The 26,455-nt window shown below is 37.6% G+C and carries 16 protein-coding genes and 2 pseudogenes; 15 read left to right on the forward strand and 3 right to left on the reverse strand.

What is annotated here, in order from left to right:
* Nucleotides 1-366: 366 nt before the first annotated feature.
* The 6 genes and pseudogenes from C9J31_RS04265 to ssuE all read left to right on the forward strand — a co-directional run bounded on the left by C9J31_RS04265 (nt 367) and on the right by ssuE (nt 7,805).
* Nucleotides 367-2,433, forward strand: coding sequence for a catalase (locus C9J31_RS04265; protein WP_107947249.1), 2,067 nt, complete (start codon nt 367-369; stop codon nt 2,431-2,433).
* Between the two features lie 260 nt (nt 2,434-2,693).
* Nucleotides 2,694-3,890 carry a polysaccharide deacetylase family protein gene (locus tag C9J31_RS04270; protein WP_193766960.1) on the forward strand — a complete coding sequence of 399 codons (1,197 nt, stop codon included), beginning with the start codon at nt 2,694-2,696 and terminating at the stop codon, nt 3,888-3,890.
* 251 nt (nt 3,891-4,141) lie between these two features.
* Nucleotides 4,142-5,479, forward strand: a complete 1,338-nt coding sequence (gene lpdA / locus C9J31_RS04275) for a dihydrolipoyl dehydrogenase (protein ID WP_107947598.1) — start codon at nt 4,142-4,144, stop codon at nt 5,477-5,479.
* A gap of 339 nt (nt 5,480-5,818) precedes the next feature.
* A pseudogene (locus C9J31_RS04280) lies at nt 5,819-6,663 on the forward strand (LLM class flavin-dependent oxidoreductase); the annotation flags it as partial.
* 37 nt (nt 6,664-6,700) lie between these two features.
* Nucleotides 6,701-7,099, forward strand: a complete 399-nt coding sequence (locus C9J31_RS04285) for an ATP-grasp domain-containing protein (RefSeq protein WP_342345590.1) — start codon at nt 6,701-6,703, stop codon at nt 7,097-7,099.
* Nucleotides 7,100-7,271: 172 nt separating this feature from the next.
* Nucleotides 7,272-7,805 (forward strand): NADPH-dependent FMN reductase, encoded by a 534-nt coding sequence (gene ssuE / locus C9J31_RS04290; RefSeq protein WP_107947245.1) that lies wholly within the window; start codon nt 7,272-7,274, stop codon nt 7,803-7,805.
* Nucleotides 7,806-7,911: 106 nt separating this feature from the next.
* Here ssuE and C9J31_RS04295 read toward each other — a convergent pair whose 3' ends face one another.
* Complete coding sequence (locus C9J31_RS04295; protein ID WP_167395907.1) at nt 7,912-8,076, reverse strand: hypothetical protein; 165 nt, start codon at nt 8,074-8,076, stop codon at nt 7,912-7,914.
* Nucleotides 8,077-8,299: 223 nt separating this feature from the next.
* Here C9J31_RS04295 and C9J31_RS04300 point away from each other — a divergent pair, with 223 nt between their 5' ends.
* From C9J31_RS04300 to C9J31_RS04330, 7 genes and pseudogenes are all read left to right on the forward strand, one after another.
* Nucleotides 8,300-9,688, forward strand: a complete 1,389-nt coding sequence (locus C9J31_RS04300; protein ID WP_107947243.1) for an aldehyde dehydrogenase — start codon at nt 8,300-8,302, stop codon at nt 9,686-9,688.
* A 600-nt stretch (nt 9,689-10,288) separates the two neighbouring features.
* Nucleotides 10,289-11,755: a UDP-N-acetylmuramoyl-L-alanyl-D-glutamate--2,6-diaminopimelate ligase gene (locus tag C9J31_RS04305; protein ID WP_107947241.1), complete on the forward strand. Its 1,467-nt coding sequence runs from the start codon at nt 10,289-10,291 to the stop codon at nt 11,753-11,755.
* A gap of 187 nt (nt 11,756-11,942) precedes the next feature.
* Entirely contained in the window at nt 11,943-13,520 is a 1,578-nt protein-coding gene (locus C9J31_RS04310; RefSeq protein WP_107923269.1) for a peptide chain release factor 3, read from the forward strand.
* A 320-nt stretch (nt 13,521-13,840) separates the two neighbouring features.
* A complete protein-coding gene (locus C9J31_RS04315; RefSeq protein WP_107947239.1) occupies nt 13,841-16,894 on the forward strand; it encodes an efflux RND transporter permease subunit in 3,054 nt (1,017 codons plus the stop codon).
* A gap of 19 nt (nt 16,895-16,913) precedes the next feature.
* Nucleotides 16,914-17,998, forward strand: a pseudogene (locus C9J31_RS04320) (SDR family oxidoreductase).
* A 544-nt stretch (nt 17,999-18,542) separates the two neighbouring features.
* Nucleotides 18,543-19,307: a TerC family protein gene (locus tag C9J31_RS04325; RefSeq protein ID WP_107947237.1), complete on the forward strand. Its 765-nt coding sequence runs from the start codon at nt 18,543-18,545 to the stop codon at nt 19,305-19,307.
* A gap of 221 nt (nt 19,308-19,528) precedes the next feature.
* The gene (locus C9J31_RS04330; RefSeq protein ID WP_107923265.1) at nt 19,529-20,884 is read left to right on the forward strand and encodes a TrkH family potassium uptake protein; all 1,356 of its coding nucleotides are present in this window, start codon (nt 19,529-19,531) and stop codon (nt 20,882-20,884) included.
* A 648-nt stretch (nt 20,885-21,532) separates the two neighbouring features.
* On the opposite strand, the gene C9J31_RS04335 is transcribed toward C9J31_RS04330, so the two are convergent.
* On the reverse strand, nt 21,533-23,272 hold the full coding sequence (locus tag C9J31_RS04335) for a B12-binding domain-containing radical SAM protein (RefSeq protein ID WP_107923264.1): 1,740 nt from the start codon (nt 23,270-23,272) through the stop codon (nt 21,533-21,535).
* A 235-nt stretch (nt 23,273-23,507) separates the two neighbouring features.
* On the opposite strand from C9J31_RS04335, the gene C9J31_RS04340 reads away from it, so the two are divergent.
* On the forward strand, nt 23,508-24,950 hold the full coding sequence (locus tag C9J31_RS04340) for a PAS domain-containing sensor histidine kinase (protein WP_235616175.1): 1,443 nt from the start codon (nt 23,508-23,510) through the stop codon (nt 24,948-24,950).
* A gap of 118 nt (nt 24,951-25,068) precedes the next feature.
* Nucleotides 25,069-25,515: a MarR family winged helix-turn-helix transcriptional regulator gene (locus C9J31_RS04345; protein ID WP_107923262.1), complete on the forward strand. Its 447-nt coding sequence runs from the start codon at nt 25,069-25,071 to the stop codon at nt 25,513-25,515.
* A 227-nt stretch (nt 25,516-25,742) separates the two neighbouring features.
* Here C9J31_RS04345 and C9J31_RS04350 read toward each other — a convergent pair whose 3' ends face one another.
* Nucleotides 25,743-26,420: a hypothetical protein gene (locus C9J31_RS04350; protein ID WP_107923261.1), complete on the reverse strand. Its 678-nt coding sequence runs from the start codon at nt 26,418-26,420 to the stop codon at nt 25,743-25,745.
* Between the last annotated feature and the right edge of the window lie 35 nt (nt 26,421-26,455).

A 26,455-nucleotide genomic window follows, 5' to 3' on the forward strand; every position in this document is an offset into this window, starting at 1 on the left:
TCTCCTCGACGCTACGTTCCTGCGGCTTCTTTAACTCATGCTATTTCTGTAGAAAGCTTTACTCTGTAGCGAAAACTCGGGTACAAGCATCAATCGCTCAGGTACAAGCAACAATCTTTAAGGTCAACTGTAAGGCTTTAAAAAGTCCATACAGGCGTGTTTCCTGTTGCTGCCATGAATATAAAGAGGCTCAAGTATTTTTGGCAAGTTAGGAGCAGCATAGGTCAGGAAGCTATACAAGTTGATTGGAGTGAACGGCGCGATACTCTTGCAGGAACAGCGGGAGAAAAAATTCAAGCATGTTTGTTCTAGCGAAACATATAGTGTGTATAGAGCGTAATTAGTACTGGTACGAAAGGGGATTGCGTGGATAAATCTTGGTCAGATCAGCGCAAAGATGCAGATGGCAATGCAAAGGATAAGCAACTAGAACAGTTTCGTATCAATAATGATGGAAAAAAGATGAACACCAATCAAGGTATTAAAGTTTCAAATGATGAGGATTCATTAAAGGCTGGTGTGCGTGGTCCAACCATCATGGAGGACTTTCACTTTAGAGAGAAAATGACACATTTCGATCATGAGCGGATACCAGAACGAGTTGTGCATGCAAGAGGCTTTGCAGCACATGGAGAATTTGAACTATATGAGTCCATGAAAGAGTTTACGAGGGCCAATTTTTTGCAAGACACAAGTAAGAAAACACCGGTATTTGTAAGGTTCTCTACGGTAGTCGGAAGCTTAGGTTCAATGGATACCGCTAGAGATGTTCGAGGATTTGCAACGAAATTTTACACTGAAGAAGGCAATTACGATTTAGTCGGCAATAATATACCTGTATTTTTTATACAGGATGCCATTAAGTTTCCTGATTTAATTCATGCGGTCAAACCCGAGCCACACAATGAAATGCCACAAGCAGCCTCCGCTCATGATACATTCTGGGATTTTGTTGCAAATAATCAAGAAATAGCTCATATGATTATGTGGCATATGTCTGATCGAACGATTCCTAGAAGTTTTCGTATGATGGAAGGCTTTGGCGTTCATACGTTTCGCTTTGTGAATGACAAGGGAAGGTCCCGATTTGTTAAATTTCATTGGAAGCCTGTATTAGGTGTACATTCACTTGTTTGGGATGAGGCGCAAATCATTGGGGGTAAAGATGCTGATTTTCAACGACGTGATTTATGGGAATCCATTGAAATTGGTGATTATCCAGAATATGAGCTTGGAGTACAAATGATTAACAAAGAAGACGAATTCAAGTTTGATTTTGATATTTTAGATGCCACGAAGCTTTGGCCAGAAGAGTTGGTGCCTGTTAAAAAAATTGGAAAAATGACATTGAATCGCAACGTGGACAATGTTTTTGCAGAGACAGAACAAGTCGCTTTTCACCCCGGAAATGTTGTGCCGGGCATTGACTTTACGAACGATCCACTTTTACAGGGACGATTATTTTCTTATATAGATACACAGCTTATTCGTCTAGGTGGTCCAAATTTTGCTGAAATTCCGATAAACAGACCTATTTGCCCAATTCATAACAATCAGCGCAACGGCTTTAGCCGACAAACCATTAACTTAGGGAAAGTGAGCTATCATAAAAATTCACTGGCAAGTAATACTCCCTCAACATCTACCGAAAAAGAGGGCGGTTTTGTCCATTACGAAGAAAAGGTCGAGGGACGTATTACGCGAGCAAGAAGTAAATCATTTGATGACCATTTCTCACAAGCAAGACTCTTCTGGAATAGTATGTCACCACCTGAAAAACAACATATTATCGATGCCTTTAGCTTTGAGGTAGGGAAAGTGAAAAGTAAATCTGTTCGGCAACAGGTAGTTGATATGTTCGTCCATGTGGATAAAGTGATGGCGACCACTGTAGCTGAGAATATTGGTGTTAATCGACCAACTGGTGAACAATCAAAGGTCACAGCCTCATCCCCTGCACTTAGCCAGGAAAATACAATAAAATTACCGCAAACACTAAAAGTGGGTGTACTAATTGGTGATGGATTTGATGCTAATGAAGTGGGAGAGGTACTGAAATTTTTAACTAGGCAGGGTGTTCGATATAGCATAATTTCTGACAAACTTGGTGTAGTTACAGGCAGTAATGGCGTTCAGTTAATGGCAAGTGAAACATTCATCACAACGGATGCAGTGTTATTTGACTCGTTATATGTTGTAGGCGTTCGAGCTGACAATCAGGCGAAATTTAATACACATATTGTAAATTATATAAATGAAGCATATCGACATTATAAACCGATTGGTATTGCCGCGTCAGGTATGACATTTTTTAATATGTCTAATGCGAATGTAGGACCAGGCATAGTAATGGCGACAGGCAACACCAATTTTGCTAAAAAATTTGTAGAAGCTATTGCACAGCAACGTTTTTGGCAGAGAAATATCTATTAGCTCTTTATGACGTTAAATGCTTCATTTTAAAAAAAGTTACGACGAAAATAATGTTTCTAGCAGTGATATAATGTCTGGTCCTATTATTTGATGTGGATGATGTTATAAGGTATCAGAGATAATATAAAAGGGACTATTCGACACTGAACAGTCCCTTTTATAATGACTACAATTTAATAGGATAGTAAATCTTCCCTATGAGTCTCTACCCATTTCGTATATACTTATATGGACTATATTTTGAGAAAGGGACCAATATTATGCAATGCGTTAGGAAAGTATTTTTTTATATGGCAGCGCTCTTCTTTTTTGTAGCCATATCTGATCAGGCTCTCGCAGCCAAATCGACAAATTTTTATGAATATAGTAATGCTAAGGGTGTTACGGTCATTAACTATCATTCGTTTGGCGATTACAAAGAAATTGCCAACATTAATATTACAGCAAATTTATTTCGTGAGCAGTTACAAATGCTAAAGGACAGTGGCTATACGACCATTACTGAAGCGCAACTAATTGCTTATTTACAGGGGCATGGTCGCATTCCTGAAAAATCAGTATTTTTAACGATTGATGATGGCTATGAAAGTGTATATACGATAGCTTACCCTATTTTAAAGGAGATGGGCATGCAAGCAACATTATTCGTGATTGTGAATGATGTGGAAACGGGCTTAAGAAAAGGCGTACCCATGTTGAACTGGCAACAAATAAAGGAAATGTCCGACTCATCGATTATTCAAATAGGTAATCATACATATGATTTACATTGGCGTGGCAAAAATGATGCGCCAAAGCACGAGGCTATGATTCTAAATCAAACGAAAGAGGGCAAGTCGCTAACAAATGATGAACGTCGACGTTACATCCTTGAGGACGTGACAAAAGCGCATCAATTAATAGAGAAACATACAGGGAAGGCCCCTACATCCTTTGCCTACCCATATGGTGTATATGATCGAGTGGCTGAGCAAGCAATTAAGGCTGCTGGTTATCAAATCGACTATTCAACACAGGGTGGTTTTAATATGTTCGGTGATGGAACCGTCCATATTAAAAGAATTGATTCTAGTAATCGTGTAAGTGCACAAGACTTAAAAAGGATTTTAGAAAAATATCAGAAACAGGCGGAGCAACATTATAAAAATCGCGATATTCAAGTCGAAGCACAAGTAACAGCCGACAAAGTAGCACTGAAAGCATGGTTGAAGAGTGATATGAAGAATAGTACACTTCAGGCACAAGAAACTCGATTTGAGCTCTACAAAATGGTGAAGGGTGAACGCCAACTACAGCGTAATTTTGGGAGTTATCTTGTAAAAGCGAGTAACAATACAAGGGTCATGTCAACAGAAGAGAATGTAACAAATTACGAAGCTGGTGGCTACTCTGTAAAGATAATTATGTTAAAGCAGAACGGAAGTAAAGAGGTTTTTTGGATTAATTTTAATCGATAAACCAGAAAGGAGAAGTCTCTTATTCGTCTTTTTCAAAGGTGATGAGAGACTTTTCTTGTGCTACTGGATTGTAACCTTGTTAGTGGTCGCTAGGTTCTTACAAAATCTGCATGGAATGCAAAGATAATGCCATTTTGGAGACTAATCAATGTAGTGTTTGCTTTAGACAATCTAAAAGAGGTAGTCATACAAATGGCATCCCATTGCATTGAAATTTTGGAAATGTTAAGGTGAGAGATGAGGTGAATTTAGTGGAAAAGTTTGATATAGCAATTATTGGCGCAGGTCCAGGGGGATATGTAGCAGCCATCCATGCAGCAAAAAGTGGCATGAAGGTCGCTTTAGTTGAACGTGGTAAAGTGGGAGGGGCTTGCTATAATGTTGGCTGTATTCCGTCCAAAATTTTATTAGAGCATAGTAAGCTAGTGCAAGAAATAAAGCGCGGCAATGATTGGGGTATTGAAACAACTACGGTGAATGTGAATTTTGCGCGTTTAATGCAACGCAAAGATATTATCATTGGTGAACTACTAGCGAATATAGAGCGTTTCATTGCGAGTAATGATATTACATTTTATCGCGGCGAGGCAACTGTTGCGAAGGATTTAACGGTAACGGTTGGAGCAGAGACGTTTGCAGCTCATGATGTTATTTTAGCAACAGGCAGTAAACCTTTTGTACCACCGTTGGAAGGCTTAGATTCCTCAACATATTATACGACAGATACCTTTTTTGATATGAAAGAGTTACCTAAGCAATTAACCATTATCGGTGGAGGTGTAATCGCAGTAGAAATGGCATTTAGCTTGGCACCACTCGGAACGCAAGTAACAATGCTGAATCATAGCGCAGATATTTTACAAACGGAAGAATCGGATGCACGACCGATTATTCGTGAAAAGATGAAAAAGCTTGGTATTAAGCTTGTGACAGATTTTCAATTTGAGCATGTTGAAGGCAATGAAATTCACACGTCTAAAGGAATCTATACATACGAAAATTTATTATTTGCCACAGGGCGTCGTCCAAATACAGATATCGCCCAGCAGTTAGCACTTGAATTTGATGGGCGATTAATTGCTGTAAATGAGCATCTTGAGACGAGTCAGCGGCATATTTACGCAATTGGAGATTTAGTGGGTGGTTATCAGCTAGCACATGCTGCGAGTGCGGAAGGCATTCATGTTATTGAGCATATTTTAGGAAACAGACCTGCATTGATTGACCAAGCATTAATCCCACGTTGTGTTTATACACATCCTGAAATCGCCACATTTGGTTTGCTAGAACAGCAAGTTGAAGGAGAATACACGGTAACAAAAATGCCGATTCAGACAAATCCGAAAGCATTGATGGAAGGCAATAACGAAGGTTTTGTAAAGCTAATTGCAACACAAGAAAATGGGCAAATTCTTGGTGCATGTGTAGTTGCAGATGGAGCAACAGAAATGCTGAATGCCATTTTAGCTACGAAGCATGCAGGTGGTTCAGCGCGAAGCTTAGCTGAAATGATCTTCCCACATCCAACGGTATCTGAGCATATCGGTGATGCAGCGAAAGCTGTATTTAGAAAGGCAATTCATCAATAAAAACAAGAGGTTGTTCAAAAAGTCAGCTGTGAATGACTTTGGTGGCGGCCTCTTTTTTAGTTTATGAAATGATAATTTATCTTACATCCTTTAAAACATCATGAATACCTATTGACTTTGTAGGGTATTGTGATAAATTAAATTTATAAGATTACTTGGTTTTAGCGTAACGAAACAAGCTGACTAGTCATCTAGAGGCATCTATTTTATACAGGGAATTTCCCTCTATGTATAAAATAGATGCCTCTTTTTTAGGTAAAGGAGGAAAGAAAAACAATGAAGCTAGGATTTTGACTACCGATTTTTGGCGGATGGTTACGCAATGTAAAAAATGAACATATGCTCGGCAACATTTGATGATGCAAAACAAGTAATACAAACAGGTGAAAAGCTTGGTTTTGATGTAACTTTAATTGCAGAGTTATACCTCAATGATATTAAAGGTATTGATGCAGATGCACTTGAAGCATGGTCAACAGCTGCAGCACTGGCAGCAATTACTGAAAAGGTAGAGATATTAGCGGCAGTTCGACCTGGTTATCATAATCCAGCTGTAACAGCAAAAATGGCTGCAAATATCGATCACATCGCCAGAGGTCGTTTTACATTAAATATTGTGTCAGCTTGGTGGGAACAAGAGGCGAAGCAATACGGTGGTTTTTTTACAGGTGGTGAACGTTATCATCGCACAGAGGAGTTTGTACTATTTTAAAGGGTTTATGGACAGAACAATCATTTAGTTATAACGGTAATTATTACAACCTAGAAAATGCACATTTAGCGCCAAAACCATTTCCAAAACTGTATGCAGGAGGCGAAAGTGAACGCGGCAAGCAGGCAATTATTAAATCAATGTGATGCCTATGTAATGCATGGTGGTACAGTCGGTGAGGTAGCTGAAAAAATAAAAGATATGATAACACGCCGAGAGTCTGCTGGGAAAGCATCATTTGAAACATTTGGAATGGCGGCATATTGTTCGTGATACAGAGAAAGAAGCACAGGCTGAGCTAGCACGAATTACCAATGTACAAAATACGGGAGGCTATGTAGGCTTTGGCGATTTTACAAGTAAATCAAAACTGGAACAGGAAATTACTTTACAGGATTACTCAGTATCCAACAGGGGCTTACGGCCAAATTTAGTTGGTACACCACAGCAAGTCGCTGAGCGAATTTTAGCGTAAAATTCATCTATATACAGCGCTTGAAGTTGCAGGGATTCAAACGCCGAAAACGGTTGCAACCGTCGGTAAAAATCAGCTCGTAGCAGCGGCTGAAAAGATTGGTACAACATCGTTCATTACAAAGCATAATCGTGCAGGTAAAGGGCTTGGGGTACAGTTGTTTCATTCAGTAGAAGCACTAGAAGCTTATGCGCATAGTTCTACGTTTGAATCGCCCGTAGATGGTATCACGCTAGTACAGCAATATATAAAGGCGCCTGAGCCCTACATTACTCGTTGTGAATTTGTTGGAGGCAAATTTTTATATGCTGTTCGTGTAGATACATCAGATGGTTTTGAGCTTTGCCCAGCTGAAGCTTGTCAAATCGGTGACTTCTATTGTCGTGTTGGGAGATTCTATGCCGCAGAGACCAAAATTCAGTATTGTGGATGATTTTTCGAGGGAACTAATAGAGCAATATGCAACATTACAGCAGTATGAAAAATCATTACAAAGCATGTAAAGATGACTTTTAAAGACAATACCATCTACAATCAAGTAAATATTTTTGGCATTGGGGAAGACAAGGAAAACAACAAACTTAAATACAAAGGGAGTGGCTAAAGTGACAAAAGTAGTCATTATTAATGGTAGCAATACAAGAGATTCACGTGTTACAGCGATACATGAAAAGGTAGAGCATTTTTTCAAGGCACAAAGAGTAGCGATACATGCCAATTATGTGCATGAATTACCGACAGCAGATTTAATTAAGGCCAATTTTGCTAGTGAGGCGATTAAAGCGGAAAATAAACAAGTAGAGGAAGCAGATATTGTCGTGATTTTAACGCCGATATATAAAGCCTCTTACACGGGTATTCTAAAAACTTATTTAGATTTATTGCCTCAAAAAGCGTTGGAAGGTAAAACGATTTTACCCATAGCAGTTGGTGGGTCAATTGGACATTTGCTTGCTTTGGAATACGCCCTTAAGCCGGTTTTAGCCGTATTAGGAGCTACAGATATTGCACATTCTGTCTACATTGTTGACAGACAAATTATTCGACTAGAAGACGGAGGCTTTGCAATTGAGGAAGACGCTATTAAACGTCTAGAAGTAGAATTGCACAAGTTACAGCAGATTGCTACCGTTAATTAGCAAAAGTGTGTCTAACATATCCATAAACATGTATCTATGTTGGATCATGTCTGTGAAATAAAAAAGCAGCGCATCATAGGAAAAATTATCCATGATGCGCTTACTATTAATTTGTTTCAGGTTCATCCAGTAAGGTTTCCTTGTCCAACGTTGTTGTAGAAAGGTATAAGAAAGCTTCATCTTGTAATAACGAGATTTTCTCCTCACAAATACCATGCGCTAATGGTCCTGAAAAAATTGATTCCCACCATGTTCCTGTTGTTGTTGACATTATCTACGCCCCCGTTTCAATTCATCATATGTAATTGTATATTTCCCGAGATCAAAAAAAGTAAAACATACCTTACACAACTTCATTTTTAAATTTTTACACCAACATCACCCTTTGCCAAAAGAGGAATTTTGCTCTTCGATGTTGTATCGTATAGACAATGATAGTTTGTTTCAAAAAGACAAAACTATGTATGCCATTATAAAAAAAAGGGGTGTTTTTTATGAATTTTACAACACAAGATGTTGAAAATATGATTGCAGAGCAACGCACATTTTACTTCTCACGCGCGACAAAAGAAGCAAAGTTTCGAAAAGATCAATTAATGAAATTAAAGAAAACCATTTTAAAATATGAAAAAGATGTATTGAATGCTTTGTATTTAGATTTACGAAAAAGTGAGTTTGAGGCATATGCAACAGAGGTTGGTATTGTTCTCGATAGCATTTCATATATGGTGAAGCATGTGGAAGAATGGATGAAGCCGGAAGCTGTAAAAACCCCAATTCAGTATCAGATGGGGAAAAGTTTCATTGTTCGAGAACCATATGGTGTTACATTAATTATTGGACCTTTTAATTATCCATTTCAACTCGTGATGGAGCCATTAATTGGCGCGATCATTGGCGGGAATACGGCCATCGTAAAACCATCTGAAACATCGGTGCATACAGCAGTAATGATAAAAAAAATAATCGAGGAAACATTTGATTCCTCTTATATTCGTGTTGTGGAAGGTGAAAAGGAAGAAGTAACAGCACTTATTCATGCCTCCTTTGATTATATCTTTTTTACCGGAAGCGTAGCAGTTGGGAAAGTAGTAGCAAGAGCAGCAGCTGAACGTTTAACGCCAATTGCACTTGAGCTTGGTGGAAAGAGCCCAGCGATAGTGGATCAAACAGCTAATTTAGAAGTAGCTGCAAAAAGAATAGCATGGGGTAAATTTACAAATACGGGTCAAACTTGTGTAGCTCCAGATTATGTGCTTGTTCATAAGGATGTCTATGAAAAATTTATAAAATTATTAAAAGATACAATTCGTTCTTATTATGGAAAAAATGCTTTGAAAAGTCCTGATTACGGTCGCATTGTGAGTATGAGACAATTTGATCGCCTGCACCAAATTTTAGTGGAAGAGCGTGATGTGATAACATACGGCGGTCGATCAGATCGCGATGATTTATATATTGAGCCTACGATTATTGAACAGGTAAAATGGTCAAGCCCTTCGATGCAAGATGAACTATTTGGACCGATTTTACCAGTTATGGTATATGATGATTTGCGACTTGCTATCCATCAAATTCGGCAATTACCAAAGCCATTAGCTGCATATTTTTTCTCGGAACATGAAAAAGCCACTCAATATTTTTTAGAAGAGCTACCGTTTGGAGGCGGCTGTATAAACGATACAATAACACATGTCGGAAATCTACATTTGCCGTTTGGCGGCGTTGGTCCTTCAGGAGTAAAAGCCTATCATGGTAAGGCAAGCTTTGAAAACTTTACACATCCAAAATCCATCTTGAAGAAATCATCGAAGCTCGAAACGAATGTTCTGTTCCCACCTTATAAACAAAAGGTGAAACTTGTCCGTACCATTATGAAATAATATGAATGGAGGTGTCTTTGCACTATGCTTGCGACGCCTCCATTGTTAAGTTTCTATAGGAGTCATTTTATTTTTGCCACATTGTATCTCACTTCAATGGCAATAGTTTGCCGTGATCCTGGGTAATCTTATTTGTAATCAGTATTTACAAGACTTTTGCTAATTTTCCGTTAGTAGAATAAAAAGATTGCTAAATATGTCTTATTCCACTTAAATGACAACCAATACCATTATTTGATAGTAGAGCTACTGAAAGGTTTCTTCAATTTTTCTGCATAAATAATAAATTCTCCGTTAGAATATACATTTCAATGACGTTTTTGATGATATTTATAAATTTTTGTTGTATAACAATATGTACCAACATACACGATTTGGCGTTGTCGATAAATGGCGATTTATGATAACTAAGGCTAAATTCAATATATTATCAAAATGGTAGCGTTTTCATTGAAAAAACGTATCGTGAAGCATTTCATTTATAGGTGAATAAGTAGTAAAATAAATTTATTAGAATGTGGGGGTATTCATTTTGTCATTTTATGTCGAAAAAACAACAGATGATGAAATGAGTGTTGAGATTGATTGGAGGACTATGAAATGTATGCAGAGGAATTGTTAAGTGCATTACCTTTGAAAAAAATTATTGGTGAGCTACCAGACCAAGTCAGTGATATTGTAATTGATTCGCGTAGTGTGCAACCCAATAGTATGTTTGTTTGCATAAAAGGTTACACAGTAGACGGTCATGACTATGCTGAGAAGGCTGTAGAAGGTGGCGCAACGATTGTGTTAACGGAACGTCAATTACCGTTAGCGAATTCCATTGCACAAGTTATTGTAAAAGACACGGAACGGGCAGTTGGCTTACTAGCGGCTAAGTTTTTTGATTATCCCTCGAAAGATATCACAATGATTGGTGTGACAGGGACAAATGGTAAAACATCAGTGACGGGAATAATTCAAAATATCATGCATGGTATGGGCGAGAAGTCTGCACTATCTGGAACAATTGGTTTTAATTTAAATGGTATTTTATATGAATCTGCAAATACGACGAGCGATGCATTATCGACGCAACAAATGATTTTCCGTGCAAAAATGGAGGGCTGTCGTTTAATGACGATGGAAGTTTCTTCGCATGGTTTAGCACTTGGACGTTTAGCCGGTGTCGATTATGATGTAGCTATCTTTACGAATCTTACACATGATCATCTTGATTTCCATGGTACGATGGAGGAATACGGCCATGCAAAGGGCTTATTATTTTCTCAACTTGGACAAGATTTAGAAAAGAATAAATATGTGGTGTTAAATGCTGATGATTCTTGGTCTGAGCGCTATGCAGCGATGACACCTTTCCCAGTATGGACATATGGTCTAAAAAATGAAACGGCCGATTTTCATGCCATTAACTGTGAGTATCATGACTACATGACCTCTTTTGACGTGGTAATGCCTGAAGGCACATTCCCTGTCAAAATGCAATTGCTTGGTGAGTTTAATATATACAATGTACTTGCAGCGATGGTTGCATTTTATGGTCGTGGCTACTCTATGGAAACAATTATTGAGCAAATTGAACAACTACCACCAGTTAAAGGACGAATGGAGAAAGTTTGTTCAGATTTACCCGTACAAATTTTTGTTGATTACGCTCATACTCCTGACGCTATTGAAAAAGCGATTGCAGCGGCTGAGCCTTATAAAAAAGGCAAGTTGATTTTCTTAGTTGGCACAGGAGGTAATCGAGATAAGTCAAAACGTCCAGCGATGGCGGAGAAAGCATCAGCAGCAGATTATGTGATTTTAACGACTGATGACCCTCGCTATGAAGATTACGATAGCATTACTGGGGATCTTGCAAAAGGAATGCTACATAAGAATTATGCATGTATTGGTGATCGTGCTGAAGCAGTCCGTCATGCAATTGCTGTAGCTGAACCTGGTGATATAATTATTTTTGCTGGAAAAGGGCATGAAGATTATCAAATTATTAAAAATACAAAATTTCCACATAGCGATGCTGAAATTGCTGTAGAGGCAGGACGTTTGAAATTTGTCTAATGCTATTTCGTTCAGATGCAGTGAGCAGAGGACGCCAATTATTTTTTGTTAACGCCTTTGAATTTTTTTCGAAACCTTTTAGTTAGTGACTAAGAGGTTTTCTTTTTGGAGAATTCATGTAAAAAGGTTGTACGAAAGGCAAGTCTTCTTTTATTATTAGTAGGTATGAAAAAAGGAGAATGACGAGATGACTTCAAATTTAGAAAAAGATATATTATCAAGACGAACGTTCGCTATCATAAGTCACCCGGATGCAGGGAAAACGACGATTACAGAAAAACTTTTACTATTTGGTGGTGCGATTCGTGACGCAGGGACGGTAAAAGGGAAAAAGTCAGGGAAATTTGCAACATCTGACTGGATGGAAATCGAGAAGCAACGTGGGATTTCGGTAACATCTTCAGTTATGCAATTCGATTATAGTGGCTCACGAGTGAATATCTTGGACACACCAGGGCACCAAGATTTCTCAGAGGATACGTATCGTACATTAATGGCAGTGGACAGTGCTGTCATGGTTGTCGATGCAGCAAAAGGGATTGAGGCCCAAACATTAAAACTATTCAAAGTTTGTAAAATGCGCGGTATCCCTATTTTTACCTTTATCAATAAATTGGACCGTCAAGGTAAAGAGCCACTTGAGCTGATTGAAGAGCTAGAAGAGGTACTTGGCATTCATGCTTACCCTATGAATTGGCCTATTGGTATGGGGAAAGAGTTCCTTGGTATTTATGACCGTTATAATAAGCGTATCGAGCAGTTCCGTACAGAAGAGGGAGACCGATTCCTGCCAATCGATGAGGAAGGCGCTCTAGCTGTGGATCACCCGATGAAAGTCACTTCCTATTACTCTCAAGCAATGGACGATATCATGTTACTTAATGAAGCGGGTAATGAATATTCAGAAGAAAAAATTCGACGTGGAGAATTAACACCTGTTTTCTTCGGTTCAGCCTTGACGAACTTCGGGGTACAAACATTCCTAGAGACCTATTTACAATTTGCACCAACACCACAACCACGTATCACTGAGGATGAGCAATTTATAGATCCAGTGGAGTATGGGGAATTCTCGGGCTTCATTTTCAAAATTCAAGCCAATATGAATCCTGCACACCGTGACCGTATTGCCTTCGTACGTATTGTATCAGGGAAGTTTGAACGTGGTATGAATATGACCTTATCCCGTACAGGTAAATCTTTCAAAGTAACACAATCTACACAATTCCTAGCGGACGACCGTGAAACAGTTGACGAAGCAGTGGCTGGAGATATCATTGGTTTGTATGATACAGGTACGTATCAAATTGGTGACACAGTCGTAGGCGGCAAGAAAACATTCCAATTTGAAAAATTACCACAGTTTACACCAGAGCTATTTGTCCGTGTGACGGCGAAAAACGTCATGAAATCGAAGCAATTCCATAAGGGGATTCTACAATTAGTGCAAGAAGGTGCGATTCAATACTATAAAACGTTGCATACAGAAGAAGTTATTCTTGGTGCAGTCGGTCAATTACAATTTGAGGTATTCGAGCACCGCATGAAAAACGAATATAATGTTGAAGTAAAAATGGAGCCGATTGGTTCAAAAATTGCACGCTGGATTGAAAACGAGGACGAGGTCAAAGAGTCAATGTCTTCAGGACGTTCTATGCTTGTAAAAGATCGCTTTGACAATTATGTATTCTTATTTGAAAATGAATTTGCTATGCGTTGGTTCGCTGATAAAAACGAGCACATTAAATTGTATAGTCTATTGTAAAATAACAACACGAATCGACATTTAAGCGATTCGTGTTTTTTTACAAGGAAAAAAGGGGATATGTGTTGAATATATACAGTATTAGGAAAACCTATCGGGTGCCAATCTTCAACTTACAAGATACATGAAGATTCCATTACCTATAAGTGCTTACTATAGAATACATACATTAACTCTTCGCTTCACAACAGTGGCATGTGGGACGTACTTAACGTTCCTAACTATTTACAATGTCTCCGCCGATTTTAATTTCACTTTATAAAAAATTCTCCTTTTCGGCAATAGTAATAAGGAAGAGAAGAAAAAGGAGTTTATACAACATGAACATTAGTGATTTTTCGATTAAAAGGCCAGTTTTCACCATCGTTACGATGTTGCTCGTTATTATTTTAGGAGGCGTATCATTACTAAAAATACCAATCACGCTTATACCTGAGCTAAATCCACCCATTGGTGTCGTTGTCACAACCTATCCGGGCGCAAGCCCAACAGAGGTAAATGAAAAAATAACTAAGCCACTAGAAACAACATTGGCTACTTTACCAGGTATAAAAAAAATTCAGTCTACCTCACAGGAAGGGACAAATTTAATTGTACTAGAGTTTAATTGGTCAACAAATATAGAGGATGTTCAGCTAGATATTTTGCAACGTATTGATATGACACCACTACCAAATGATGCAGAGAAACCAAGCTTTCTAAAATTTGATCCGTCGCAATTTCCAATAATCCAGCTTTCTTTACGTGCTGAAAATGACAATGTGGACGTGCGCGTTTTGGCGGATGCTTTGGAAAAAGAGCTTCGTCGTACAGAAGGGGTTGCCAGTGTAAATGTGTCAGGTAAGCTGGTAGAAGAAGTACAAGTAACATTAGATGAAGCGAAACTGAAGGAAAGAGGTTTAACGCAGGCAGATATTATTCAAATTATTCAAATGAATAATATTTCACTTCCAGGTGAACCGGTATCGACTGCAGATGGAAAGATGCTGACGACACGAATTATTAGTACATTAACATCACCGGAAACTATTGCTGATTTAATCGTTTCGGTAAATCCCATAGACGGACAGTCCTTAACAGTAGGAGATGTAGCGACGGTTGAACGTACAGAACAAAAATCTATCACAGAAACACGCGCTAATGATCATCCAGCAGTATTAATGTCCGTTCTACAAGAATCAGGCGCCAATACTGCTGAAGTGTCAAGAGCCTTTCAACAGGCATTAGAAGACCTTCTCGCGCAAGAAAAATATAATGATGTAGTAGCCGATGTGTTAGTAGATCAAGGTAATTATGTGGATGCAGCAATTCGTAATATAAGCACTTCACTGCTAGTTGGTGGCCTATTTGCAATGCTTGTTTTGTTTGTCTTTTTACGTGGTGTGAAAAGCCCAATTATTATTGGGATTGCTATTCCGTATTCGGTTATCGTTACATTTGTTTTAATGTTTTTTGCCAATTTCTCACTTAATATTATGACGTTAGGAGCATTAGCACTCGGTATTGGGATGCTAGTTGATAATGCCATCGTCGTGATTGAAAATATTGAACGCCATTTAGGCCTTGGCAAAGAGCCAATAGAAGCGGCTAAGCAAGGGACGAAGGAAGTGGCGTTAGCAATCACTGCATCTACATTGACTACAATAGCTGTCTTCATTCCTGTTATGTTTATTGAAGGCTTAATTGGACAAATTTTTACGGAATTTGCACTTACAATTTCCTTTAGCCTAATTGCCTCATTGACGGTCGCATTAACGGTCGTACCGATGCTGGCAAGCCGTTTTTTAACCAAGAAAATCAAAAATATTAATGAGCTTCGTCAAGAATCTTCATTTTATAAGCGTTACAAGGCATCCGTTATATGGGTATTGCAGCATCGAATACTTGTACTAATGACGACTATTTTTCTTTTTGCCTTATCATTATTTGGTTTAATGAAAATCGGTACCGAGTTTTTACCAGCAACAGATGAAGGGTTTGTATCTGTGAACGTGAATCTTGAAAAAGGAGCCGCAGTATCAGAAACAGAAAAGGTTGTTGCTAAAATCGAGAATCGCTTGAAAGAAGAGCAAGATGTTGATGTATATGTCAGCCTAATTGGTGGTACCCAACAATCGCAATCTCGAGGACAGACAAGTGCCAACCAAGCAGAAATGTATGTGAAACTGGTGCCACTGGCAAATCGACAACGCTCAATTTTTGAATTTGTTGAAGAGGTTGAGAAAGATTTAAAAACAGAGCTTGGAACGCAAGCTGATATCACCTTCAATGTATCAACGACTTCCGGCTCATCGCCGAATACATTAACGTTCCGTTTAACGGATTCAAATGAGCAGCGTCTTCATGAAGCGGTTGAAAAAGTACAGAAGGAGCTCTTGAAAATTGAGCCAGTTACAAATGTTATGACTGATTTGGATAATACGGTACAAGAAATTCAAATTGAAGTCGATCGTGAAAAGGCAAAGGACTATGGCTTCTTACCGGCACAAATTGCACAAACCGTTAATCAAATGACAAAAGGTCAATTTACCTCGCAAATGATTGCTGAGGATGGAGCAGTATTATCAATCTTTACAAGCTTTGGACAGGCTTTTAATGACAGTGTCGACTCATTAAAGGCGATGCAACTTCGTTCACCTGCAGGACTTTTTGTCAAACTAGAGGATATTGCATCAGTGTCAGTGCAGGAAGGACCGATATCCATTCGACGTTCCGATCAAGCGGCTGCAGTAGCATTTTTTGTTGACTATGAAACGAAGGAGTCACTTGGCAGCATATCAAATAAGGTTGATGCAGCTTTGGAGAAAGCTAAATTACCTTCTGAAACTCAAATTGTCTTTAGTGGGGATCGAGAGCTTTATGATAGTGCCATCGATGATATGCTTTTAGCGGTTGCACTTGCAGTAGTGCTAGTTTATATTGTCATGGCTGCGCAGTTTGAATCCTTTAAATATCCATTCGTCATAATGTTCACGGTGCCATTGATGATTATTGGTGTGACGATTGCGATGTTTGCTACGAACACATTAATCGGTGTGACATCTGTGATAGGTATCTTAGTACTTGTCGGCATTGTCGTGAATAATGGGATTGTACTAGTCGATTATATCAATCAGCAAAAGGACAGAGGATTGGCTCCCTATGAGGCGATTTTACTTGCCACCCAAGATCGCCTTCGCCCAATATTAATGACTGCACTTACAACTATTCTAGGGTTACTACCGCTTGCATTTGGCATTGGTGAAGGAGCAGAGATGAATCAACCGATGGGCATCGCTGTCATTGGGGGACTTGTGACATCCACTTTGCTGACTTTATACATTGTGCCGATTGTTTATAGCTTGATCGATAAAGAAACAAGAAAAATGCAGTAGAGACAAGGGGGAATGGGAGATGAGTGTTCATTTTTTTACAGGCTTTCCAGGGTTCATCTCAAGTCAGTTAATTCGTGAGTTATTTCGAAAAAATAAAACACAAAAAGTCATCGCTATAGTCTTAACAGGAGAATTACCAAAGGCTGATCTAGAAAAAAATGATATACTGGCAGACTTTCCAAATTGCTCGATTCGGCTGATAGAAGGGGATATTACGCTCCCAAACATTGGGCTTGAAAATCAAATAATGCAGGAGATTTTACCACAAATTGACGTGATGTGGCATTTAGCGGCTATATACGATTTAGCAGTACCACGTGATATAGCCTGGAAGGTAAATGTTCATGGAACTGCGATGGTCAATGATTTTGTGCGGATACTACCCAATTTAAAACGCTATATGTATTTTAGTACGGCATATGTAGCGGGGTCACGAGAAGGGGTTTTACGTGAGAATGAGCTAATTCGACCGCGTGCTTTTAAAAACTATTATGAGGAAACAAAATTTGAGGCTGAACATCGTGTGGAAGATTTAAAATCGGAAATTCCCATAACAATTATTCGCCCTGGCATTGTACGAGGACATTCTGAAACAGGCGAAACGATTAAATTTGATGGCCCGTATTTCTTTTTAAATATGGTAGATAAGTTAAAATGTTTACCGTTCATTCCGTATATCGGAAATTCTAATTCATCGATAAATGTCGTACCAGTGGATTATATTTTAAAAGCCTCTATATTTATAATGGATGAAAAAAGCGCTGAAGGGAAAACCTTGCATTTGACAGACCCTAATCCTCATCCTGTACAGGAAGTGTATCGTACAATGGTAAAACTAGTGACGAATCACTATCCAAAGGGACGATACCCCTGTTTCTTGCAAAAAAATCGTTGCGAGTACCATATGTTCGCAAAAAGTTAGGCGTTGAGCAAGAAACTTTAGATTATTTAACATGGAATGCTCTATTTGATACAACAGAAGCCGTTACTATTTTACAAAAGGGCGGTATAACATGCCCTGACTTTATACAGACTATGCCAAAGATGGTTGATTTTTATTTAGCCCATAAAGAAGATGAAAGCTTTCAAATACAGATTAAATGATGCTAGATATTTTTGTCAGCAATAAATGATAGTGCTATAATAAACACGACAGAAGAAAACCTTTTGACATTTGTCAAAGAGAAGTAGCGAGCAGATGCGAGTGATGTATCTAGATTCACATTCGTCAACAGAAGGTGAAAACCATCGGGTGTGAGAGCACATGACTGAAGTGAAGATATAAAACCCACAAATAGTGGAGATTTATGCACTAAAAGCGAAGTAACAGGTATAAATTGCTTAGCAAGGGAGGTGTCTCAAAGTCATTTGAGACACCTCCTTCTGTGCGGCGGACATAGTGATGTACTAAAATGGCCTAGTTATCATGGGCATCAAAATATACTCTGCATAGTAACGGTCGGGAGAGGTACCCCTCAAGCTGAACAAGAAAAACCTAGTTAGCTAGGGGACGATTGACTGACCGTAAAAGCCCGATTGGTACAGCTAACATTTATCGCATTTGGCTTATTAGGAGCTTCCTTTTCTTTTGCAATCTATAGTAATTGTGAGTTATTAGGGTATACAAAGCTTAAAGGAGGCACATTTAATGGAAGCAATATTATTACAATATGGCTGGGTACTCATTGTACTAGTAGTATTAGAAGGATTATTAGCAGCAGACAACGCGGTTGTAATGGCTGTAATGGTAAAACACTTACCACATGAACAACAAAAGAAAGCATTATTTTACGGATTATTTGGGGCATTAATATTCCGATTCTCTGCCCTGTTTGTTATTACAGTGTTGGTAAATTACTGGCAAATCCAAGCAGTAGGAGCAGCCTATTTACTATTCATGTCTGCCAAAAATATTTATGACTTGAAAAAACACAAAGACGAGCCTGAAGAAGAAGATGAGGGGAAACCTAAAAAAAAGGGTTCTGGTTTTTGGATGACTGTTATTAAAGTAGAAGCAGCAGATATAGCTTTTGCCATTGATTCTATGCTAGCTGCAGTGGCGATAGCTGTGACATTGCCACATTTGGGTAATTTTGATATAGGGGGCATTAATGGCGGACAATTTATTGTCATGTTACTTGGAGGCTTTATTGGGGTTATTATGATGCGATTTGCAGCACAATGGTTTGTGAAAGTATTAAATGATTATCCTTCACTTGAAACAGCCGCATTTTTAATTGTTGGTTGGGTAGGTGTGAAGCTTGTTGTTTTAACATTAGCGCATAAAAATGTGGGTGTTTTACCGGCCGATTTCCCACATTCAACAGCATGGGAATTAACCTTCTGGATTGTTTTAATAGCAATAGCATTAGGTGGATACTTAATAGGGGTACGAAATAAAAAAGGTAACTAAATAATGTTATGAGGCTGTCCCAAAAATCGCCAAACTCTAAGGGGTGCTGCTCGCTTTCTATCGGCAATCCACGAGCCCACAGAGTCTCTGGCTAAAAATAGCAGCATGCTATGTGTATTCTTAGCATACTATTTTTACTTTTAGGACAGCCCTTTCTTTTTATGACTATTTTTTCTATACTAATATCAAGTTTGTCATCAAGAGGTGGAAGGGGTGGTGAGGTGCCGTGGAAAAAATCATCGAATAAACTCGTGACACCGTTTCAGGTACTTGTTTCTTATTATTTTATAGCAATAGCGATTTCCTTCCTGTTATTAAGACTTCCTGGCGTACATAAAGCTGGTGTGGATGTTTCACTACTAGATAGCTTATTTACGGCAGTGAGTGCTGTTAGTGTGACAGGTTTGACGACATTTAATATTTCAGCAACCTACACAACATTTGGCCTTGTCATGGTTCTTGTGATTTTGCAACTAGGTGCAATTGGAATTATGTCACTCGGTACCTTTGTTTGGTTGCTTGTAGGGAAAAAAATTGGGATGCGTGAGCGTCAATTGATTATGATCGATCATAATCAGTACAATTTATCAGGTGTTGTCCAGCTTATTCGGGAAATTTTGAAAATCTTAATTGGTATTGAATTAGTAGGAGCTATTATCTTAACGGCTCATTTTATGAATTATTTCGATACGTTTGAGGAAGCACTTATTCACGGTGTCTTTGCCTCGATTTCAGCTACTACGAATGGTGGCTTTGATATTACGGGGATGAGTTTACAGCCATTTCATAATGACTATTTTGTGCAATTGGTAACGATGGTGCTGATTGTTTGTGGAGCAATAGGATTCCCAGTGTTAATTGAAGTGAAAACATTTTTACTCAATCGACACCCAAATTTCCGATTTAGCCTATTTACAAAAATTACAACATCGACATATGCGATTTTATTTGTTGTGGGAGCGCTAGTTATTTTATTGCTGGAGTCATTCCATTCCTTTAAGGGGATGCCTTGGCATGAGGCTATTTTTTCAGCAATGTATCATTCTGTTTCGACTCGTTCAGCAGGACTGACAACGTATGATGTTACATCTTTTAGTGAAGCTACGGATATTTTTATGAGCTTTTTAATGTTTATTGGTTCGTCTCCAAGTTCAGTTGGGGGAGGCATCCGAACGACGACTTTTGCCATTGCGATTTTATTCTTAATCACGTTTGCACGAGGAAGAGAGGATATTCAAGTATTTGGCCGTGAAATCCATCTAATCGATGTTTTTCGCTCATTTGTCGTTATTTTATTGGCATGCTTTATGGTGTTAACTGCCACAATTGTTTTACTGATTACGGAACCACATGCGACACTTATTCAAATTATCTTTGAAATTACCTCAGCGTTTGGAACATGTGGGATGTCCTTAGGAATCACTTCAGATTTATCGGTAATCGGTAAATTTATTATTATTATTTTAATGTTTATTGGCCGAGTCGGTTTAATATCTTTCCTTTATACACTCGGTGGTGGCGGAAGAGCAAAAAAATCAAGTTACCACTATCCTAAGGAAAGAGTCATTATTGGGTAAAAGCCTAAATCATTGGTAAAAAGAATTTTGTGGGGGGTGTATTCTTGAATTGCCCCTCTATAGTAAACTTAACGAAAGCTATTAAACAAAAAAATAATAAATTGATTTCATTAATGAAATACGCAAAAAATACATAAGAATCCCTCGCTAAAATAAGAGTCATTATTCAGTAAATATTTGCATTGATTTTTCTATTTCTTTTAGGAAGTAGATTAAAATTCAGTGGGGGGGTAACTCACTGTATTTAATCGGTCAAAATGCATTTTGTGGTTCATTTTTTACTTAAAAGTGGCAGCTCTATATTTAAAAATCAGTAGCAGAAACAATGGTGCAATCCCCCGATGATCAATTTTGATAAATAATTTTCTAAAAATTTAAAAAATTTTACAGCATAATTCCCGATTGTGGTTTCTTTTAATGGGTATTATTTACAATGTATACACCTTATCGCGTTAAGGATTTTGCACTAAGCTTTTTTAGTATAGTAAGAACCTCTACAAAGGAATTTTTAGGATGATAAGGTTTAATTTCGGAAACAATATTTAGCTATGCTTGCTTTAAAGAATTGTAAAGTTTATGAATAATATATGAATAACATATAAAAAAACGCTATTCCCTTTATTTATTATGGGAATAGCGTTTCTCAAATTAAAGTGAATGGATTGTTGCAAAGTATGGAGCCTGACCATGACGGAAGTAGGTTAATAAGTATCCATGTTTTTGTATTATTTTGCCTTTTGTAAAATTATGGTAATCTAAGTGGTGCGGGATAACAAGTGTATGTTTGAATAATTCTTTCTCAGATAGTTTGAAGTTAGCAAATTCTTCGCCGGCGATTTCAGGATTTTCACGTAAAGCATTATAAATAGCTTTTTGTTGTTCCTCAGAAGGCCGTTCTTTCCACCACAATTTTCGTGGCTGAAATTGTTGTGCTTTTAAATAATCAAGTTGCATTAAGCTTTGAATAATTTGCAAATCAGCATTGTCCACAGTGTCTAAAAACTCAAGTAAACGTTGGAATAGATCCTCAAGTTGATGTCCAATCCGTGACCATCCCTTAGTTTCCCAATACGTCCCAAAATTTTGGAAGAAATCAAATGGCGTTTCAAAGACTGTTGTCACTAAGTATTCAATCGTATGATCCATGCGGTGAGCGTTCCAATATTTCTCTAGCACATCCTCTGCATGCTTAATACGAACAATATCATCGAAGGTTAAAACATTATTTGAGAAAATTTCATATGGTGATAAATCCACATATGTGTAGCCAAACTTTTCAGCCTCTAAACGAAGTCCAGTACCGCGTAATAATTTCAAGAAACCAAGCTGTAACTCCTCAGGGCGCATCGCAAAGACATCATTAAAAGTTTGGCGGAAGCTTGTATAATCCTCTTCCGGTAGACCAGCGATTAAATCTAAATGCTGATCTATTTTTCCGCCTTCTTTGACCATCGTCACCGTGCGCTTTAGCTTTTCAAAGTTTTGGCGTCGTTGTACGAGCGTATTCGTTAAATCATTTGTCGACTGTACACCAATTTCAAAGCGGAACAAGCCTACAGGTGCGTTATCATTTAAAAATTGGATAACTTCAGGTCGCATGATATCGGCGGTAATCTCAAACTGGAATACAACGCCTGGCTGATGTTCATCAATTAAAAATTGGAACATTTCCATTGCATAGCTACGGCTAATATTAAAGGTACGGTCAACAAATTTAATAGTTCGTGCACCGTTATTCATTAGGAATCGAATATCTTCTTTTATTTTTTCACGGTTAAAGTAGCGCACACCTACTTCAATAGAAGATAAACAAAATTGGCAGCTAAATGGACAGCCACGACTTGTTTCGATGTATTGGATACGCTTGCTAAGATGTGGAAGATCCTCTTCAAAACGGAACGGACTCGGTAATTCACGTAAATCTATTTTTGGTGCTTGTGCGTGAATTCGTACTTTGCCATCTTCTAAATAACAAATGCCTGGTACATCTTCCAAAGCAATTTCTCCATTTAAATGGCGTAGTAATTGTTTAAATGAAGTTTCTCCTTCCCCCATCACAATGAAATCAACTTCTTCTATACGACGTAACCAATGATGGGAATCATAAGAAACCTCGGGCCCACCTAGCAAAATTTTAACATTCGGGCACACTGTTTTTAACATTTTAATTACGTGGATAGTTTCTTCAATATTCCAAATATAGCAACTAAATCCCACGATATCAGGTTTTTTTTGAAACAAATCTGATACAATGTTAAAAGCAGGGTCTTTAATTGTGTATTCTGCAATTATGGGATTAAATTCTGGTAAAGCAGCACCTTTTAAATAACGCAAGGCTAAATTTGTGTGGATATATTTTGCGTTCAATGTAGTTAAAATAGTATTCATGCACTTATCTCCTTTTCAACTTCTAATTGTAACAGTCAAATAGCTGACAAACAATATAATCCTTTTTGCCTATTTATTTTGTGAACAGTTCGTGAAATAATTTTAAATACTTAAATTTACTAAATTTTGTAATAATAGAATTGTACAGTCATAAAGTATAGTAAAGGCTCAAATTTGGAATTAGAGGTTTTTTACTCTTGTGAAAGGTTCGGTGAGAAAGTTGAAGCAAAATGATATGAATCAATGTTTTGGAAATCTTATGAAAAGTACTTCGTCACCAACACTTATTCTTAATAAAGCAGGAAAAATTTTAAATGTGAATGAGGCTGCTATTAAACTTTTTAATCTTAATTTAACCTATATTGGCTATTTATCAATGGACGAGCCATCTAATTTAAAATGGGCAAAATTCGTCAACCAACTACAAAGTGATTTAAGATCAGAAGAAATATTTAATATTCGAACGGCTAGTAATGATTTTGAAATGATGTCCTTTAAATGTTTTTATGATCCGAACACAGAAGAAATTGTCGCACAAATTTCTACATTAAATTATGATATGGCCCACGAATTATATGTTAGTCAAGAGCAGGAAAAGTCACAATCTTTCAATGCTTATGATCACTTACCCTATGCTGTTATTGTGAGTGATGCTAGCGGTATTATTCTTGGGCTAAACAAGTATGCTGAAATGTATTTAAAAATAGAAAAATCTCAGCTTTTGCATAAAGCTCATCAACATATATTCGATTCATTTTCAATGAAGAATGGGCAAATTACAACTTATCTCTCCAAGCTTATGGGGGAGAAGCATGCCAATATCCATGTTGTAGATGAAACACAAGTGGGTAGCACTTGCTACTATGAAATCTCCAGCATTTTTGACGAGTATAACAACATTATTGTCACAGTAATTAATGATGAAACTGAAAAGAAACAATTACAGCATAAAATTGAACATCAACAAGCTTTAAATGTTGTTGGTCAAATGGCAGCTAGCATTGCTCATGAGATTCGTAATCCGTTAACTTCTTTAAAAGGCTTTACGGAATTGCTAAAGCTCAATGCAGATGAAGAATCACACATGTATTTATCTGTAATAGATAGTGAGTTACAACGGATGGAACAAATTTTATCGGAGCTGTTGGTATTGTCCAAGCCGACTAGTATGAAGGTGGAGTTAATCGAATTAGACCATATTGTGAAACAAGTAATAGAATTTATGTTACCAGATGCACTTATGAAGAAAATAATGATTCAATATATTTCCTCATCTACTCAAGTGTATATTGGTGGTAATGAAAATCGCTTAAAGCAAGTATTTATGAATCTTATAAAAAATGCGATGGAATCCATGCATAACGGCGGAACAATAACGGTAGAAATGAATACTATAGACTGTGCAATCGTTGAATTAATGATTAAAGACGAAGGAATTGGGATGGATAGCACTACGATTCAAAATTTATTTCAACCTTTTTACACGACAAAATCAACAGGGACAGGTCTGGGCCTTGCTTTCGTGAAAAAAGTGGTTGAAGAGCATGAAGGTGTTATAGATGTGAACAGTGAAATTCAGAAGGGGACATGCTTCCATATGCAATTTCCAATTTACACATTCAACCAAATTGATTCGTTAGAAGTTTCTACAAAAGATTCTGCTTATTTAGTAACATAGTGAAAGTAATAATGTTTGTATAGGCACTAACTAGATATGAAATGATGAAGCTTTTGACAATACTTTTCTAAAGTCGCTATAATGGCAATTATAAAGTGCGAATTGAGAGGAAAAGGCTATGACGTCAGAAGATTTAAAGCAATCTTTAAAATTATTTATTGTATTATCACGTGCACATAAAGCAATTACTGAAACAACTAATCACTTTTTTCAAGCAAATGGATTAAATCCTACTGAGTTTGCGGTTTTAGAGCTTCTTTATCATAAAGGACGACAACCGTTACAGCAAATAGGAAATAAAATACTACTTGCAAGTGGTTCGATTACGTATGTAATTGATAAGCTTGAAAAAAGAGGTTATTTATTGCGTGTTTCTTGTCCATCAGATCGCCGAGTTACCTATGCAGAAATTACTGCTAAGGGAGAAACTTTTATGGGCGAATTATTCCCAGAGCATGAACGGCATTTGCATAAATTGATGAGTGCACTGTCAGAAGAAGAAAAAGATGAAGCCATTGCATTATTAAAAAAATTGGGTTTATCGATTAAAGATTTGTCTTATTAACAGGAGTTGTCTCAAATGAACTTTTGAGGCAACTCTTTTAGTATGCGTTCAAACAAACAATGTATTGATGGTGATAACTCATAACTCACTTGGAATGTCCGTTAGCATCCATTTTTAACACGTTAGAAGGTCTTAAAATGCATGTAACAATGCCATTGGGTAATTTTCCATACAAAGCAAAAAAAGAGGTCTTAGAAAGACTTCTAAGACCTCACAGGGTTTGCATATTATTTTTTAGATATAGTAGCTGCCATGGCAAGCATTGCGGCTGTTAAGTCTTGTTCATCATTATCATGAATCGTAATTTTTGAAATAAGACCATCTTTCTCGAACACAACACCGATTACTTTTTCTGTATCAAAGTCTACAACATAACTGTCAATGTTTTTAACATCTTTGAAAACTGCAAGTTCTTCAGCAGATAATGCTACTGTAGTTCCAACTGCATTCATGTAGTCTTGCATAGATGTTTTCACAGCATCATAACTTGTTTCAGATGCAGTAGTGGTTTCGACGCGCATAAATACTTCATCATCTTCGTTTGACACTAGCATATCTTTACCTGGTTCTTCTTGTGAAAGTGTAAATCCTGGTAACTGTTGTAATTTATAGCCTTGGTCAACGCTTTTTGATTCAGTTGCAGTTGCTGATTTGTCTACACCTTTTTGTACGTAATTAATTTCTTGTTCTACTTTAGCCTCTGCATTTGTTTTTGAGTCATCTGTAGTAGGCGTTTCTTGCTCTTTGTCTGCAGTTCCACTCTCAGTAGGTTCTTGTTCAGTCGCTGTGTTTGCTGGTTCATTTTGTGCAGCATCTGATTCCTCTGTTTTATCTGTAGTGTTACACCCCACAAATAAAACGGCTGTTAGTAATAATGCAATCATTGAAAATAATTTTTTTTGCATGAAAAGCCCTCCTTTTCTATATTAAACGTTGGTAA

It is taken from the genome of Lysinibacillus parviboronicapiens, from assembly GCF_003049605.2.
GTDB lineage: Bacteria > Bacillota > Bacilli > Bacillales_A > Planococcaceae > Lysinibacillus > Lysinibacillus parviboronicapiens.

What these genes read in the sequence shown, in the direction of transcription:
- C9J31_RS04270 (WP_193766960.1), top strand. Translation starts at nt 2,694, where the DNA reads ATGCAATGCGTTAGGAAAGTATTTTTTTATATGGCAGCGCTCTTCTTT.
- C9J31_RS04295 (WP_167395907.1), bottom strand. Translation starts at nt 8,076, where the DNA reads ATGTCAACAACAACAGGAACATGGTGGGAATCAATTTTTTCAGGACCA.
- C9J31_RS04300 (WP_107947243.1), top strand. Translation starts at nt 8,300, where the DNA reads ATGAATTTTACAACACAAGATGTTGAAAATATGATTGCAGAGCAACGC.
- C9J31_RS04305 (WP_107947241.1), top strand. Translation starts at nt 10,289, where the DNA reads ATGTATGCAGAGGAATTGTTAAGTGCATTACCTTTGAAAAAAATTATT.
- C9J31_RS04310 (WP_107923269.1), top strand. Translation starts at nt 11,943, where the DNA reads ATGACTTCAAATTTAGAAAAAGATATATTATCAAGACGAACGTTCGCT.
- C9J31_RS04315 (WP_107947239.1), top strand. Translation starts at nt 13,841, where the DNA reads ATGAACATTAGTGATTTTTCGATTAAAAGGCCAGTTTTCACCATCGTT.
- C9J31_RS04325 (WP_107947237.1), top strand. Translation starts at nt 18,543, where the DNA reads ATGGAAGCAATATTATTACAATATGGCTGGGTACTCATTGTACTAGTA.
- C9J31_RS04335 (WP_107923264.1), bottom strand. Translation starts at nt 23,272, where the DNA reads ATGAATACTATTTTAACTACATTGAACGCAAAATATATCCACACAAAT.
- C9J31_RS04340 (WP_235616175.1), top strand. Translation starts at nt 23,508, where the DNA reads ATGAATCAATGTTTTGGAAATCTTATGAAAAGTACTTCGTCACCAACA.
- C9J31_RS04345 (WP_107923262.1), top strand. Translation starts at nt 25,069, where the DNA reads ATGACGTCAGAAGATTTAAAGCAATCTTTAAAATTATTTATTGTATTA.
- C9J31_RS04350 (WP_107923261.1), bottom strand. Translation starts at nt 26,420, where the DNA reads ATGCAAAAAAAATTATTTTCAATGATTGCATTATTACTAACAGCCGTT.